We start from the raw sequence: 15284 nt of genomic DNA on the forward strand, positions 1-15284 counted from the left end.
TGATTTCACAGCGACCTCACTACAGGCACAGGGATTTCGGCAAGAATATCTTCAATGATTTGTTCAGCTGTTTTCCCTTCATAACGCGCTTCAGATGTCAAAATAATGCGATGGGGCAGGACATGCACGGATAAATACTGAACATCATCGGGGATCACATAATCTCGGGCATGAATAAACGCATACGCCTGAGATGCCTTCATAAGTGCAACAGAACCACGGGGACTGACTCCTAAATAGACGGAATCATGGTTCCGCGTCTTATTTACGATGTCTACAATATAATGTTTAATCGTATCATCTACATATACTTGTTTGATTTCTTCCTGAAGTGCCGTTAGTTCGTCTTTGGTGATGACTGACGTTAGTTCATCAAGCGGCTGTCCTTTTTCGGCTCTTGTCAACACTTCTACTTCTTCTGTAACGGAAGGATAGCCCATTTTCAGTTTTAGCAAAAATCGATCCAATTGAGCCTCCGGCAACGGATAAGTTCCTTCATACTCAACCGGATTTTGTGTCGCCATAACGAAAAAAGGTTTTTCAAGCGGCATTGTCACGCCATCAATGGTGACACTCCCTTCCTCCATGCCTTCAAGCAAGGCGGATTGGGTCTTTGGTGAGCTTCGATTTATTTCATCGGCCAAAATAATATTAGCCATAATCGGTCCTGGTCGGTATTCAAATTCAATCGTTTTCGGATTATATATCGATACTCCAGTAACGTCTGAAGGCAGTAAATCAGGTGTAAACTGAATTCTTTTAAAATCAGCCCCAACAGACTTTGCCAATGCCTTCACCATCATCGTTTTTCCAACTCCGGGTACATCTTCGAGAAGCACATGCCCTCCAGCAAGCAATGCCGACAAACTTAAAATGACCAGTTCACTCTTTCCTACAATAACTTTTTCAACATTTTCGACAATTTTTTCTAATTTTGGATGCATCGTCTCCCCTTGCATTTATAGGCCTCCCAATCATCATATCTGCACTTCTAACTCTATTATACAATTGCCTAATAGCAGAAAAAAACGATTCGTTTTCAAACTGTTTAAAATTTATTGTACATTGTTCCGTTTTCTTCTGAGAAAAGAATAAGGGGTAGAAAATTGAGAATTTTCACAAATTTTATACTTCTAAATGAATGGGATGACGTCATGCTAAATAAAGTAAAATGCAAGGGAATGATCGTTAAGAACGCTTGTATAGCATTGCCCAAATTTCTTTTAAAATAGGCATTTGTTCTTTCTCTTCTTCACTTACTTGTTCCCAAATGATTCCTTCCGGCTTTGAATAAGGAGTGTTCGTTTTGATCAATTCTTTTTCTGTAGCAATCCAATCAACCGTCAAATCATACGGATCAATAGGAAAATCGTCTTCTACCAGCTGAATGCTATGAACAGTCGTGACGACAGGAACAGAAGGCTGCCCAAGCTCCCGAATAATGGCATATTCGCGATCGGCATATCCTTCGCCTTTTCCAATTCTGCGCCCGTCCCTATGGACTGCAACCGATCCAACCACGATGAAATCAATAGTTGGCAGCTGATCGAGAGAGATTTCCTTTCCGAACGTATTCATATGTTTCAAGCTGGCGGCTTTTCTCTCTTCTCCTTTTGGCACCCATTCAGGCTTCACCATGATAAAACCGGATTTTAATCTTGGAGTTGGCATAAGAAGAATCTTTCCATCAATTAGCACTTTCGTCCGAATTGGAAGCTGCGGAGCATCAGGGTTCACCTTTACGACGTTTGCCGATTTATATTCAGGCATCGAAGCAACAATTTTTGCAGCTTGTTCAGCTCCTTTGAAATTTGGAATTCTATTTTTCAGCGGAAACGGAAAGCGTCCAAGCTTCTCTTTTTCAAGCTGAGTCCATATTTTTTCCCTGACGGCCTGTTTATCCATCTTCTAAACCTTCTTCCTGCGCCGTGATTTAACCTTTACAAATAAAAAAGCAGTGGTGAAACTTTGTAAAAACAGCCAATTGACAAACGAAAAGATGATGTTTTCATATTCTATCTTGGGGCTCATAGAACAAGAACAGCGGTATACTCCGGGAATCTAAAATATGTGTCGGAAAATCAAAAGAGCTGCCATTCTTACGATTGCCCAATTTGAAAGCTGAAAGGTAGATACCATTTTGATTCAAGATGGGAGATAATTTTATCAATATACTGCCAAGTTCACTTCGTTTTTTTTAAGAGCTCGATTTGGTATTGATGAATCAGCTTATCAAGTTCCTGACTGATTTTTAACACAACCTCAGATGTATATCCATATTTCTCAGCCAATGAAATCATATATGCTCGTTCATTTTCTATTTTAATAGATAGAATATTCATTTTATTCATTTTTCAGTAACCTCATTTTTTACGAGTTTTAGTAGTATTAATAGTACCATACTCTTACGAATAATGTAAAGATTTGTAATTTATTGAAGAAATTTGCGGAAGAAGGGGGTAAATTCCCCCATTTAAAAAGTATTGGGGTTTATTTTCTCCACCGTGTAGAAAAAAACGTTCCTAGCACAATAAACCCATTGTAAAATTTTTAAAATAGCGTTCACTTAAAAAATCGGATAATTATTTTTGCAAATTTCCTGAATGGATTGTATTTTCTGATGAAAATCCTCTGAAACAGCCTGAGCGTGCAAGAGGGAGTTGAGTTTATTGGACAAATTGTTATGATTATAAAACTTGCGCTTTATTTCATTTTGACTTCAATGAGCCCTAAGAAAAGATAAATATTGACCGCAGCATGAACATCAAAGAAGCCTTGGCTCGACGATAAATCAAACCCGCCAATTTCTTGCATCCTCTTCAGTCGGTAACGAACAGACCCTAATGAAACATGCATTCTTTCGGCTGTTTTATATAGATGTCCGTTATTTTCAACATACCAAAAAAGCGTTTCTAATAAATCTGAGCCATGCTTGTCATCGTAGTTTTTTATTTTTTGAAGCATTGTATGTGCAAAGGCTTCCATTTCTGGTAAATTTTCAGAGCATATTAACTTCGCAACCGCTAAAAGCTCCTTAAATGCTTTGACTTTCGCATTGCTTTTAGAAAACTTCATAATCTTAATTGTTTTTTCTGCTTCTTTTAATCCTTTTTTCAAATCTGATGCTTGCTGACATAAACTGCTGATCCCCAATTTCATTTCAAAAGGTTTAATCTCGGAGAAAATCTGATCAATTAGCCATTGCCCGCATGAAACTTCAGATGAAAATTGACGGATAAAATCTTCAGGAATAACAGCAATCAGCTGATTGACTTTTGTTGTCATTATACATGCAAAACCCTGCTGCTTGATCAATTTATTTAAGTTTTCAGCTGCTGCAGTTTTATCATGATTAAGCGAATCTTCAAGCTCTTTTCGATTAAACTCTTGGCCGCTGTCCAGATGAAACAAAAACACATATTGCGGTTGATTAAGATTGTATCCCATTAATTTTAATCGGTAAGTAAGCTCTTCTTCTGAAAATTCCCCCCTAAAAACGGCGTTCAGCAATTCTCCTTTAATTCGCTGTTCGTTTTCAAACGCAGAAGTTTCATTTATTATTTGCATAGCACAAATGGATGCCGCCTTTTCAATGACGATATAGTCCAATTCCGAAAAGCCTTCTGATTCACGAATTAGTGAAACATAACCAAAAATGTTGTTTCTTACAAAAACAGGAGATATTAATTTTTCAAATGTATAGCCTTTTGCTGAAGAAACTTTTACCCGATTCGTATTACATTTTTCTTTTATATCTACTGTTTCCACTTTCTCCCACACATAATCAGCGCTGTTTAAATAAATTTTTCGAAGCGAATCGCTCGCTGCAATCAACTGACGGTGAGAGTTTTCCAGCAGAAGAGCACAATTCATCTCAACCGCTAAAGTGTTCAATATCCCCTTTAGTCCACACCCGTTTAATAGCGAATTTGTCAACTTTTCATTAATCATAAGAGCTTTCTTAAACATTTCTTTCTGCTTTTCTATCCTTATAAAAGCTTTGTCTAGCTCTTGTCGTGAACTACTCGTCATTGAAATGACGAGCTTCCTGTTCTACGCAATGAACTTTTGTCCATTAAACGTATACACAGTTGGCGTGTCCAACACCACTACTGATTGGGCTTTCAGCCCTTTCAGATACTTTTTGCTGATGTTGATCGCTCCATTCACATCTGCATTGATTACACTTTGACAATCCTTACATACATATAGTCCTCGATGCTTACGATTCGACCTTTTCGCAAATTCTTTCGCTGGATATGGTGTACATACCGAACACGTTTGTGATGTATATTCTTCTGATTGCTTAACGACTGAAATCCCTTGTTCCTCGGCTTTATACGTGATCATCTGAACTATCTTTTCAAACGGTAATTGATGAAACTTTTGATTGGTTTTCTTCCCAAAATTCGTTTGATCACGAATACCTGTTATATCTCCAATGACAATCGTTTCAACACCTTGCTTAACTGCAAGATCAACAACTTTCTTCGTCATACAATGCAAGATATGAAACGTTTGTCCTTTTCTTTTGCGATATAACTGCAACACTCGTTTGGATTTCTTCGGGTATTTCATTCCTTTGGCTACCTGTTGAGCATCAGAAATAGCTTGATAGTGCGCTATTTTCTTGTGAAAATACCGTTCAACCGCTAACCATTGGCGACCCGATAGAATATGAGAGTTTCCTTTATAATCATAACAAGTAAGAGCGTTCGCAATCCCTATGTCGATAGACATAAACTTTGTAGAATGTTGCTTCATCAACACATCATCGTATTTTTGTGCCAAAATAATTTTGTACTTCCCATTTTTCAACGGTTTTACTTCGACCGTTTTCACATGATGAATTTTTATATGTTTAGGGATAGAGATATAAACGAATTTCTCTATAATCCCATACGTTTCTTGCAAATAAGCCTTTTGTTTAGCAGGAATAGACAATCGAATACGATTTCCTTCGATGCGAAAACCATTGTTTAGAAACTTTACATTGAAATTGTGATGTTTGAATCGTGGAGGTTTGGGATTTTCAATCCCTCCCGATTTCTTCAATTCAAAAAATGATTGCCAAGATTCTTGTAACACCTTCAAAACTTCTTGTGCGGATTGAGAAGGAAGATTCTTGTACCAAAAGTGATTCTTTAACCGCTTCTTTTGATCGTACCAGTTAGGATAAGGAATACCACTATCTTTTGTCCAGTTACGTCTTTCAAAATTTGCAACATTCCATAATTTTCGGCTCGCATAACATAGCTGACGAAGGATAATCTCGTTCATTTGATTTGGTTTATAAATGAAATACGATGCACGAATCATGTTATTCACTGCCCTTCTTCTGCATAGCAATGTATTTCTTAATCGCTCCTTCACTAATAGAACCAATCGTTTCAATATAGTAACTGCTGTTCCATAGTTGCCCTTTCCATAACTTTTGCTTAATCTCAGGAAATTCTAAGAACAATTTTCTGCCCGAAATTCCTTTTAACATTTTTACAATGTAAGAAGGAGCTACTTTTGGATGAGCGGTCGCAAATACATGAATATGATCTTGTTCACCTACCTCCATCATGACCACTTCAAATCCTTTTTCTTTTGCGATTTCTTGAAAAAGGTCTTTTAAATATTTCTCGATTTCCTTGATTAGCACCTTTCTTCGATATTTGACAGACCATACAATATGATAATTGACATTATAAACACAAGTTCTAGCATAAGTAATTTTTGCTTTTTTATCCATACATATAGTATATTACAAATACAACGAAATTCCAATATTTATATGGATTAGATTGATTACATATAGTCTTTTATCTGTACAAAGAAGGCGTTGATTCATCTCCTCATTGAAATAAGGAGGATTCTCACCGCTTTATCCTAAATTTTCCTCTTCATAATAAGGCAGCTCTTTTTCGATTTCTTCTCCCCAATCCTAAAACCGGTTTAGCAATCCAATGACAATGCGGATCACCCTTTCCTTTACACTCAACTTCTTTAAAAATTACTTTTCTGCCCAAATGATTGCTCACATATCCGCCTGCAAATCCTATTAGTGTAAAACATACTGGATCAGAAGATAATCCAAAGGTTGCAATATGGTGTTCAGCTTCTTGTGAATGCTTCCAATAGCCTTCTGAATAATAATCTTTTGTTACAGGGTCGATATACAGCTCTTTAACTGAAATGCCTAAATCAGCCGTTATGCCGTGCATATGCGAACAAGCGATAAACAGTTCTTTCAATGTCAGCGTATGATAAGCATCTTTCATTCTTAAATGATTTGAAAAATTATTGCCGCAATCCCAGCCATACCGTAATAAAAAACCTTTAGCTCTGTCGAGACCTAAAGCTGAAATTAAATGATTTCGCAAAGTATTTAAGATTTGCCCAGATTCAGGCAAAAATTTCATCATTTCATTGGAGTCTAAAACTTTCCCCATTTCCATCCCCCTCACCGCAAACTATTAGCATTTTTTATCAAAATTATCATATATATTTAATAAATTTTCAGGAAATTTTATATAAGATATCAGTAATGATCAGAATTGATTCTGTTAAAAATGTAAGCGTTAACAAAAAGAGGGGGAGAATAATATGAATACATTTGAAGAACAAATTTATAATTGCATGAAACCAGTTGAAGAATTGCTGGCTAAAACAACCAATCCATTGCATATTGCGATTCTTGAAAACTTCCGCCGACACGTTCATCTGGAAGGCGCTGGCATGTTCAATGAAATTGTCTCTTCCGATATGATGGTCGATCACCCCGTTTATCGTGTTACTTGGGGAAGCGAGCCTGCTGTTATTGAAGGAAAAGAAGGAGTCCTCAACTTCTATCATATTGCATCAAAATCAGTACTTTGGCATTCTGATGACTTGCTAGCTGTGGCTGATTGGGGAATTGCAGATGAACTGACTTTCCACCAATTAATTAAAGGCCAAGGATTGCTTGATTTAGGATTTGAAGTAGATGATCCGGACAAAATTTATCATTACTCAAGCCGTCAAGTATTTTTATGGCCGTATGATGAAAAGGGGAGACTTAAGGGAGAGCATCTTTACGAAGATAAAAGTACAGTAAAAATTGTAGAAGTGGATCCTGCTGACGTCATCACACCAGAACGAGTTGCCGAAATCCACCGGGAATGCTTGGCAAAATTAGAAGCAGAAAAACCGCCGAAATATTGGGCGCTGGAAGTTATAAAACAACAGCTGGAAGGCAAATGATAAAATGAGTTTTCATGAAGACGAACACACGATCATTCATTTTTTAAGTCTAGTCCTGAAGATATTTTAAACAGCTTGAAACAAGTATGTGAGATCAAATATTACCCCGACAGTGAAGACTATTCTATATTTCTGCATGACTTACATGACGCTGAAGGGATTATTGGCGCAGGAATGCGAATCGATCAGCATTTTTTAAAGCAAGCTCCAAAATTGCGAATTGTCAGCAATGTTTCGGTTGGATATGACAATTTAGACATTCAGGAATTAACGAAACGAAACATTATGGCAACCAATACACCTGATGTTTTAAATGAAACAACGGCTGATGCAATTTTTGGGCTGCTCCTTATAACAGCTAGAAGAATGGCGGAGTTAGATCGTTACGTAAAAGAAGGCAAATGGGAAGCCCCGATTGGAGAAAATTTATTTGGTGTTGACGTTCACCATAAAACACTTGGGATTATCGGCATGGGGAAAATCGGCACCGCCATTGCCAAAAGAGCACATTTCGGTTTTGGCATGAACATTTTATATCATAACCGATCCCGCAATCAAAAGGCAGAGGAACAATTTCATGCCACCTATTGCGAGCTTGAGGACTTACTAAAACAATCAGACTTTGTCTGCCTTATGACGCCGTTAACATCAGAAACAAAGCATTTAATCGGGCTAAAACAATTTCAATTGATGAAACGAAGCGCCATTTTCATCAACGGTTCAAGGGGCCAGACCGTCAACGAAAAAGACCTTATTTACGCGCTCCAAAACAAACTCATTTTAGGTGCCGGGCTTGATGTATTTGAACAAGAACCTGTCCCGAAAGATCACCCTCTGTTAAAAATGAATAATGTCGTCACATTACCGCATATCGGCTCAGCAACTTATGAAACGCGGTATGCAATGGCAAAACTGGCGACGGAAAATTTAATAAAGGGGCTGAAAGGATTATGTCCGCCCAATTTAATAAATCAAGAAGTGATGCGAAAGTGAATTGCTAATTTCAAACCTCTGAACATCAGAAACACTCCCTTTCCAAAAAATCTTTTCAAAGAAAAAAAACGCTCTCCACGGAGGCGCTTTTTTTCTTTGAAAACATAAAATGTGAGTCCTTAAACTGCTGCTTGCTGAAACCGGGATAAATGCTGATTCATTCAAACCGTTCTAAGTTCAGCCTTTAGCTCCACTCTTTTTGCAATGGGCTGCTTTTTCTGTTATATTTCATTCGCTGCTGATGATTGTGCTGAAATAATCAAATCGTTTTCTTAAAGCATTCAGCAGTCATGGATGCTAGTTTTTATTTGCAGATCGGACGTTGGATGATCTGCTTTTTTTTACGTATTTAGTTAAATAATTCGTGAAATGGAATTTTTTTAAAAAGATACTTTTTACAAAAATGTCATTTATGTTAATATCTCAGCTTTCGCAGTCCAAAATCTTGTTTAAATGCTTGATGTAAATGGTTTTGGGAAGTACAAAATTATCATTTGACATTTTTTAAAACATAAAGAAAGACACCTATTCTTTTGGTAAAATATTGGTGACGAAACCAAATCCAAAAGAAAGGTGTCACCACTATGATAACGAATAAAGACTACTTTGCGCAATTACCAAAAGAAATTAAACAAGGATTTTCCGAATTAAATATTGGATATCATTTAAGAAAAGCGAATATTACGAAACTTTCCGGGTATTCTTGTCTTACTGTTTTCAAACTGATTTTTCTTTTAGTCTTCCAATATAAGAACTGGTTTCGTGCTTTTATGAGTAAACGATCTCAGGATCTGCCCGGAAAGGATACAGTCTATCGCTTTTTAAATACACCAACCTATCATTGGAGAAAGTTTCTACTTTCATTAAGCAGTGAAATGATCCGTCTGCTTCAACCATTAACTTCAAAAGATCGTGTCACAGCTTTTGTGATTGATGATTCTGTCTTTTCAAGAAACCGTAGTAAGTCGGTTGAACTGTTGGCTAAGGTTTTTGATCACTCTACCCATCAGTACTTGAAAGGGTTTCAAATGCTTACCCTTGGCTGGACCGATAGTTTTACTTTTATTCCCGTTGATTTTGCTCTTCTAAGTTCACCGAAAAAGGAAAATCGCCTGCAAGAAATCAATCCCAATATTGATAAACGAACATCTGGCTATAAGCGTCGCCAGGAAGCTCTGAAATCAAAACCGGACGTGGCTTCAGCTTTACTTGATCATGCGCTTGAAAAAGGGATTATAGCTGACTATGTTCTCATGGATTCCTGGTTTACACAAGCGCCTTTAATTGAGAAGATTACGAACAAAGGGTTATTTGTCATTGGCATGGTGAAGCAATTAAAGCAGCGATACGTTTACAATGGTGAACGTTTCACACTGAATCAACTTTACAAATTGGCAAAACCTCACATGGGTAAAAAAGACATTCTCGGATCCGTTTATGCTACTTTAGACAATGGAATTCCAGTAAAAATTCTATTTGTACGAAACCGTAATAAACGGAGCGAATGGCTTGCCATTCTCAGCACAGATACAACATTAGAAAATGAAGAGATCATTCGTATTTACGGCATGCGTTGGGACATTGAAGTCTTCTTCAAATGCAATAAATCCCTTTTAAATTTAGAGAAAGAATTCCAGGGACGTTCCTACGACATGTTAATTAGCCATACAACCATTGTTTTTACACGATATATTCTCATTGCTTGGCAAATGCGCAAAGAGGAGGATCCTAAGACGCTTGGCAACCTTTTTTACATCCTTTGCGAAGATGTAAAAGACATAGATTTTATTACTGCCCTTCAATCACTTATTGACCTTTTCCAAACTTTGGCGGAAGCCGAGGTTTCTTTGAACATGGACATCTTTAAAAATCAAATGAATAAATGGTTGGCCACTATACCTAATTATATCAAGCAATGCTTAAATATTTCTGTGTGCGAAAGTTGAGTTAATATAAAAAAAGATATTTCTATTTTCCGGTCATCAGATGACCTGTTTATCTGTTGTCAGAAAATTTAATAAAATGAAAGGAGGCGGACAAAGCTCTAAATGAACTGAAAGCTTCGTGAAAATGAAAGCGTTTAAACAATTCGATTTTATAACGAAAAATTTGAAGAAGGGGAGAAAGCCATGGTCAAGGGTAAATGGAAAATATTGATTGCCAGTTTAGTAGGAAGTGCGATTGAATGGTTTGACTACTTTCTTTATGGAACAGTTGCATCATTAGTTTTTAACCAATTGTTTTTTGTTAATGAAGACCCTACAGTCGGATTATTAATTGCCTATACTTCTTTTGCTTTAGCGTTTTTCCTCAGACCTGTTGGCGGAATTATTTTCAGCCATATTGGCGACAGGTTAGGAAGAAAGAAAACATTGGTTTTAACCCTTAGCTTAATGGGAATTGCCACATTTGGCATGGGGGTAATGCCTACGTATCAAGTGATCGGAATTTGGGCTCCTATCTTTTTGACTCTGTTGCGTTTCATACAAGGTTTAGCTCTTGGCGGAGAATGGGGAGGCTCTGTTTTACTAGCTGTTGAATATGCTTCAAAAAATAATAGAGGTTTTTTTGGAAGTGCACCTCAAATGGGAATTTCTTTAGGATTGATTTTAGGCACCCTTGCCCTTTCAATTATGTCACTTTTGCCGCATGATCAATTTATGTCATGGGGCTGGCGTGTTCCATTTCTGTTAAGTGCATTGCTTGTAATTTTCGGGCTGTGGATTAGAAAAGGAATTGATGAGACGCCTGCCTTTAAAAAAGCTCAACAAGAAGGAGAGGTTGCTAAAATTCCATTGGTAGACACTCTTCGCTACCATTGGAAAGAGGTTTTAATTGCGATGGGTGCAAAAGTCGTGGAAACTGCACCGTTTTATATATTTGGTACGTTTATTGTATCGTATGCCACTTCAACTTTGAATTTTGATAATACAGATGCATTAAATGCTGTACTGATAGGCTCTATCGTAGCTACAATCGTCATTCCGCTCGTCGGAAGCTTATCAGATCGAATCGGACGAAAAACGATTTATATTAGCGGAATTATACTCACTATTTTATATGCGTTCCCATATTTTTGGATGCTTCAACAAAATTCGGTGTTTTTATTAATTTTAGCAACGGTGATCGGCCTAGGCGTTATTTGGGGATCTGTGAATGCAGTTCTCGGCACAATGATTTCAGAAATTTTTTCGGCCAAAGTTCGATATACGGGAATATCTCTAGGCTATCAGCTTGGGGCTGCAGTTGCCGGAGGGACCGCACCGTTAATTGCAACCGCTTTATTAGTGGAATTTAACAATTCCTACATTCCTGTTGCCATTTATATTATTTTCGCTGCATTGATCAGCTTCATAGCTATTTGGTCTGTAAAAGATGGAGCGAATAGAGAGCTGAATGATAAAGTACAAATAAAGGCTTAAGAAAATTACAAAGCCCAGATTATTCCATTCCATGTGGATAATCTGGGCTTTATTTCTCACCATACTTGGGGTTGTTAATATAAAAATGAATAATTTTTCCATTAATAGGTATAAAAAAGCGAAAACTCTAGTATCGTAATTGTTGACTAGACAAACTAATTTATCAAATCTATTCTGCCATTACCATCTTTTTTATGGTTTCTATGCCTTCTGATGAAGTGCCTGCTGTTTTTCCAACCCAAGCAGCACTTCCATGCATTCTTTGTCCCATTTGCTTTGGGAAAAAATAAAATAAAACTCATCAAAAAGGGGGGATGGATACCGAAACAACGAACATCTTTTCTTTCGTATCCGCCTAGAAACGGGAAGGAAATTTGTCACCCCCGCCTTTTGATGATGAACCTTTTATTTTGCAATCTTCCTTATTTTTCATACTTCACAAACGGATCAGCAATGGTAATTTTTTGCGCTTCTGCATCGCTGGTGCCTACATATAGATCAGCTGTTCCATCCCCTTTTCTGATTAAACCGCCGCTGAAAACTACATTGACAAGGTCAGGCCGCTTGGCAGCGCCTTTCAAAAAATGGGATCTCGTTGCAATGAGTTCCATATCAGAAAATTTCATTGTATCAGGATCTAATACAAACACCATCGGATAATAATGGCGGTTCCCTTGTTCATCTTTTCTTGCTATATGTCCGAGCACACCAATCAGACCGTTAGAAAGCAAATGCAGTTCGTTTGCTCCTCCCCATTCTTCATCCGTAAATTGGCCCTCTAAAAGCGTGGCTTTTTCGAGATTTTCGGGATTAAGATCATCAAGAGTCGGTATTCGGATAAACCCAATTTTGCCGAGACCGCCTTTCTCGCCTTGAGGCCTTGTCAACACTCCAATTGATCCGTCTTTTAATTCAATCACTCTGATATCCTTCATGCCTTCAGGACCTTTAGCGAATTTTTCTAAATCTGCAATATTTTTCCCTTTATAAAAAAGCGTTCTCCACCAAAGTGAGCTTTTAAAAGTGGGATGCGGAAAAATTTCAACTCCGCCAAAAACTAAATCTCCGCCAATTCTCGTCACGAACGGATCCTGCAGCTGAAATTTCGGCGCTCCTTCTTTCGGAATCCACTTTCCATCCCGATTTACAAAGAAATATACTTCTGAATGCTCGCTGTTTCGAGGCTCTACTCTACCTGCTATGACAAGTTCCCCATCATCTAAAAACGGCGCCGAGATATTATATACGTCCCTATTTCCTACACCTTTGAAAATTAACTTTTGTGGATTGATCGGCTGAGGAGCATTTTCAAATTCTTTTAGCAGCTTAGCGCTTGACTTAATGCCCGTTTTCTCCAACCGCACAAAAGCTCCCTCCACACTTTTGCATTTCTGTTTCTAGCAAAGACTTTCTGATGTTTTATCATATTCAATTCCAATGATGCTTGACAATGATGTGTAACGGGGGAAAAATATTTTACAAATGGATTCATCATATTATTTACCTTTTCAAAAGAATTCTTTTAATTATTTTACATAACAAAAGTATTTCGTCAATTATATCATTTACAAAGATCAGCAAATTATTTATATGCCCTGCCCTATTTCAAATAAAACGTTTGCAAAGTTTTTCCATTATTTCTTCAAGAGAAATTTCCGCACCTGCAACCGATTGATCCGATGCACCATAATAAATCCGAACTGTACCATTTTCCGTCAAAGCTCCGCATGTAAATACAACTTGACCGAAGAATCCGTTCATTTCATAATCCGCTTCAGGCTTTAAAATGGGTTCCTCCGTCTTAGCTAACATTTTCCCAGGATCATTCAAGTCTAGAAGCAGAGCACCTAAAGAATAGCAGTCGTTTTGATCAGCGCCATGATAAATAGCCAACCAGCCTCTATCGGTTTTAAATGGAACTGCTCCCCCGCCAATGCGGCAGCTGTCCCATCCTTTTTCGCTAAGACTAAGCAAATGCCGATGATTTCCCCAATATAAAAGATTGTCCGATTCAGCAATCCATATTTCCGGTCTGCCGATTCCTTTCGGTACAGGTCGATGCAGCGCATAGTACTTGCCATTAATTTTTTCAGGAAAAATGGCCACATCTTTGTTTTCAGGATGAAAAATTAACCCTAGCCGCCTGCATGTTTTAAAATCAGTTGTTGAGGCAAGCCCCACTCCAATGCCTTCAGGCGACACTGCGCTGTACTGAATGTAAAAAGATGCACCAATCTTAGTAATTCTTGGGTCTTCAATTCCCCATGCTTCACGTTCAGTTTCCGGATACATGAAAGGTTTATCATCAATGGTGAAATTCCGTCCGTCTTTGCTGCGGGCAAGTCGAAAATAAGATAAAGATGTGACATAGGCAGCTCTATGCATGGAATCACTGTAAAAAATCATTCTTGGGTCAGAAAAATCATATCTTTTGTCATTTTTTTGCAATTCCATCTCTTTCAGCTTTCCTTTTCCTGAAGAAAAATCGATATAAGAAATTTTCACGACATTTGGATCAGTACAGACAGGACGTTCAGCAACGCGCAGCAATAAAAGCACTTCGCCGTTCAACTGGGCAACACCAGCATTAAAAACTCCTATTACTTCATGTCCACGGTGAAAAGGTTTTACATCGTCCGGAGCAATCAGTGGATTTTCTGGAAAACGAAAAACTTTCACAACCAATGCCTCCTGTTTTAAAAAAATCTAGGAAGTTTTTTGAATTGCCATGTTATTTTTCTTCAATGTCCCCTTTTCAATTCCTGTTACCAATTGTGATCGAATGTTAAACAATCCATGATCAACGTTTGAATTATCTATCCAAAGAACATCTCATTTATACAGCGTCGCTAATATAAATATTCAGAATAAAAATCAAGGTTGATATGGCAATTTTCAATCAAAGGTAAGAGTTAAAGCATGAAATCCAGCTGTCCAAAAATCCACAAACACCTCTTGAATGGATTGGCAAGGCAAAACGCAGCACTTATGTATTGAAAGATGAGCCATTATTTTTATGGTGACAAAACAAACGAAAGATTGACATACTGCATAATGACAGGGATGGTTATCAAGGGGTGTACAGAGCAAATTCAAACAAAATTCTCTATATAAAAATGACAGTCCGATGGGTTCCTAAAATGAAGGATTGGGGAGAAATACTACTGTAAAGGACAAAAATAATCGAATAAAATTTGTAAATGTCCTTCATAGAGGCAATGAAGTCCAACAAGAAGCAATTGTATGTGCTGAATGTCCATCATAAAACTTTTGAAGAACGTAATTCAGAAAGAGAACATAAGAAAAATCCTTCATAAGACTTCTGAAGGATTAAACAAGATAGGAAAAAATGGTTTGTCCGATAAATCCCTAAAATGAAGGGGCTCCAAAAAGTCAGTTAACTTGGGCACCTCTCCAACGGAATATTTTGACTGTACCAAATGAATGGCTCCAAAAAGTCAGTTAACCCTGACTTTTTGGACAGCCCTACCATCTAAGCGTCTATTCATTTCGATTTTTTCCACCTTAGTCTGTCTTAAAAACGCTTGGCAGACAAGGAACTGATCTTTAGAGAAGATGCGAATCGAACCAAAAAAGTTCATGAGCGGACGAGGCCAGTGACGCTGGATGAAAGCATTC

General features: G+C 37.6%; 13 protein-coding genes. 4 read left to right on the top strand and 9 right to left on the bottom strand.

Annotated elements, in window-relative coordinates:
- Positions 1-5 precede the first annotated feature (5 nt).
- The 7 genes from NSQ71_RS16680 to NSQ71_RS16710 form a co-directional block, all read right to left on the bottom strand.
- Positions 6-959: an AAA family ATPase gene (locus NSQ71_RS16680; protein WP_063388834.1), complete on the bottom strand. Its 954-nt coding sequence runs from the start codon at positions 957-959 to the stop codon at positions 6-8.
- A 229-nt stretch (positions 960-1188) separates the two neighbouring features.
- Positions 1189-1905 carry a 5-formyltetrahydrofolate cyclo-ligase gene (locus NSQ71_RS16685; RefSeq protein ID WP_340734269.1) on the bottom strand — a complete coding sequence of 239 codons (717 nt, stop codon included), beginning with the start codon at positions 1903-1905 and terminating at the stop codon, positions 1189-1191.
- Between the two features lie 278 nt (positions 1906-2183).
- On the bottom strand, positions 2184-2351 hold the full coding sequence (locus NSQ71_RS16690) for an aspartyl-phosphate phosphatase Spo0E family protein (RefSeq protein WP_082829641.1): 168 nt from the start codon (positions 2349-2351) through the stop codon (positions 2184-2186).
- 352 nt (positions 2352-2703) lie between these two features.
- Complete coding sequence (locus NSQ71_RS16695) at positions 2704-4032, bottom strand: PucR family transcriptional regulator (protein ID WP_340734270.1); 1329 nt, start codon at positions 4030-4032, stop codon at positions 2704-2706.
- A 21-nt stretch (positions 4033-4053) separates the two neighbouring features.
- Positions 4054-5319 (bottom strand): RNA-guided endonuclease InsQ/TnpB family protein, encoded by a 1266-nt coding sequence (locus NSQ71_RS16700; protein ID WP_340734443.1) that lies wholly within the window; start codon positions 5317-5319, stop codon positions 4054-4056.
- A gap of 1 nt (position 5320) precedes the next feature.
- The gene (gene tnpA, locus NSQ71_RS16705) at positions 5321-5740 is read right to left on the bottom strand and encodes an IS200/IS605 family transposase (protein WP_340734271.1); all 420 of its coding nucleotides are present in this window, start codon (positions 5738-5740) and stop codon (positions 5321-5323) included.
- Between the two features lie 151 nt (positions 5741-5891).
- Positions 5892-6440: a V4R domain-containing protein gene (locus tag NSQ71_RS16710; RefSeq protein WP_340734272.1), complete on the bottom strand. Its 549-nt coding sequence runs from the start codon at positions 6438-6440 to the stop codon at positions 5892-5894.
- A gap of 154 nt (positions 6441-6594) precedes the next feature.
- Here NSQ71_RS16710 and NSQ71_RS16715 point away from each other — a divergent pair, with 154 nt between their 5' ends.
- The 4 genes from NSQ71_RS16715 (at position 6595) to NSQ71_RS16730 (ending at position 11645) form a co-directional block, all read left to right on the top strand.
- The gene (locus NSQ71_RS16715; protein ID WP_340734273.1) at positions 6595-7230 is read left to right on the top strand and encodes a hypothetical protein; all 636 of its coding nucleotides are present in this window, start codon (positions 6595-6597) and stop codon (positions 7228-7230) included.
- A gap of 63 nt (positions 7231-7293) precedes the next feature.
- On the top strand, positions 7294-8223 hold the full coding sequence (locus NSQ71_RS16720; protein ID WP_340734444.1) for a 2-hydroxyacid dehydrogenase: 930 nt from the start codon (positions 7294-7296) through the stop codon (positions 8221-8223).
- A gap of 584 nt (positions 8224-8807) precedes the next feature.
- Positions 8808-10169 (top strand): IS4 family transposase, encoded by a 1362-nt coding sequence (locus NSQ71_RS16725; RefSeq protein ID WP_340734274.1) that lies wholly within the window; start codon positions 8808-8810, stop codon positions 10167-10169.
- Between the two features lie 183 nt (positions 10170-10352).
- Positions 10353-11645 (top strand): MFS transporter, encoded by a 1293-nt coding sequence (locus NSQ71_RS16730; RefSeq protein WP_340734275.1) that lies wholly within the window; start codon positions 10353-10355, stop codon positions 11643-11645.
- 422 nt (positions 11646-12067) lie between these two features.
- Here the strand turns inward: NSQ71_RS16730 and NSQ71_RS16735 are convergent, their stop codons facing one another.
- Positions 12068-13009, bottom strand: a complete 942-nt coding sequence (locus NSQ71_RS16735; RefSeq protein WP_340734276.1) for an MTP-1 family protein — start codon at positions 13007-13009, stop codon at positions 12068-12070.
- A gap of 241 nt (positions 13010-13250) precedes the next feature.
- Positions 13251-14324 carry a BtaManbiosPhlase gene (locus NSQ71_RS16740; RefSeq protein ID WP_066251199.1) on the bottom strand — a complete coding sequence of 358 codons (1074 nt, stop codon included), beginning with the start codon at positions 14322-14324 and terminating at the stop codon, positions 13251-13253.
- Positions 14325-15284: the final 960 nt, after the last annotated feature.

Origin of the sequence: Aeribacillus sp. FSL M8-0235 (genome assembly GCF_038000355.1) — a bacterium.
Taxonomy (GTDB): Bacteria; Bacillota; Bacilli; order Bacillales; family Aeribacillaceae; genus Aeribacillus; species Aeribacillus composti.

What these genes read in the sequence shown, in the direction of transcription:
- NSQ71_RS16730 (WP_340734275.1), top strand. Translation starts at nt 10,353, where the DNA reads ATGGTCAAGGGTAAATGGAAAATATTGATTGCCAGTTTAGTAGGAAGT.
- NSQ71_RS16680 (WP_063388834.1), bottom strand. Translation starts at nt 959, where the DNA reads ATGCAAGGGGAGACGATGCATCCAAAATTAGAAAAAATTGTCGAAAAT.
- NSQ71_RS16690 (WP_082829641.1), bottom strand. Translation starts at nt 2,351, where the DNA reads ATGAATAAAATGAATATTCTATCTATTAAAATAGAAAATGAACGAGCA.
- NSQ71_RS16710 (WP_340734272.1), bottom strand. Translation starts at nt 6,440, where the DNA reads ATGGGGAAAGTTTTAGACTCCAATGAAATGATGAAATTTTTGCCTGAA.
- NSQ71_RS16685 (WP_340734269.1), bottom strand. Translation starts at nt 1,905, where the DNA reads ATGGATAAACAGGCCGTCAGGGAAAAAATATGGACTCAGCTTGAAAAA.
- NSQ71_RS16725 (WP_340734274.1), top strand. Translation starts at nt 8,808, where the DNA reads ATGATAACGAATAAAGACTACTTTGCGCAATTACCAAAAGAAATTAAA.
- NSQ71_RS16700 (WP_340734443.1), bottom strand. Translation starts at nt 5,319, where the DNA reads ATGATTCGTGCATCGTATTTCATTTATAAACCAAATCAAATGAACGAG.
- NSQ71_RS16695 (WP_340734270.1), bottom strand. Translation starts at nt 4,032, where the DNA reads ATGACGAGTAGTTCACGACAAGAGCTAGACAAAGCTTTTATAAGGATA.
- tnpA (WP_340734271.1), bottom strand. Translation starts at nt 5,740, where the DNA reads ATGGATAAAAAAGCAAAAATTACTTATGCTAGAACTTGTGTTTATAAT.
- NSQ71_RS16715 (WP_340734273.1), top strand. Translation starts at nt 6,595, where the DNA reads ATGAATACATTTGAAGAACAAATTTATAATTGCATGAAACCAGTTGAA.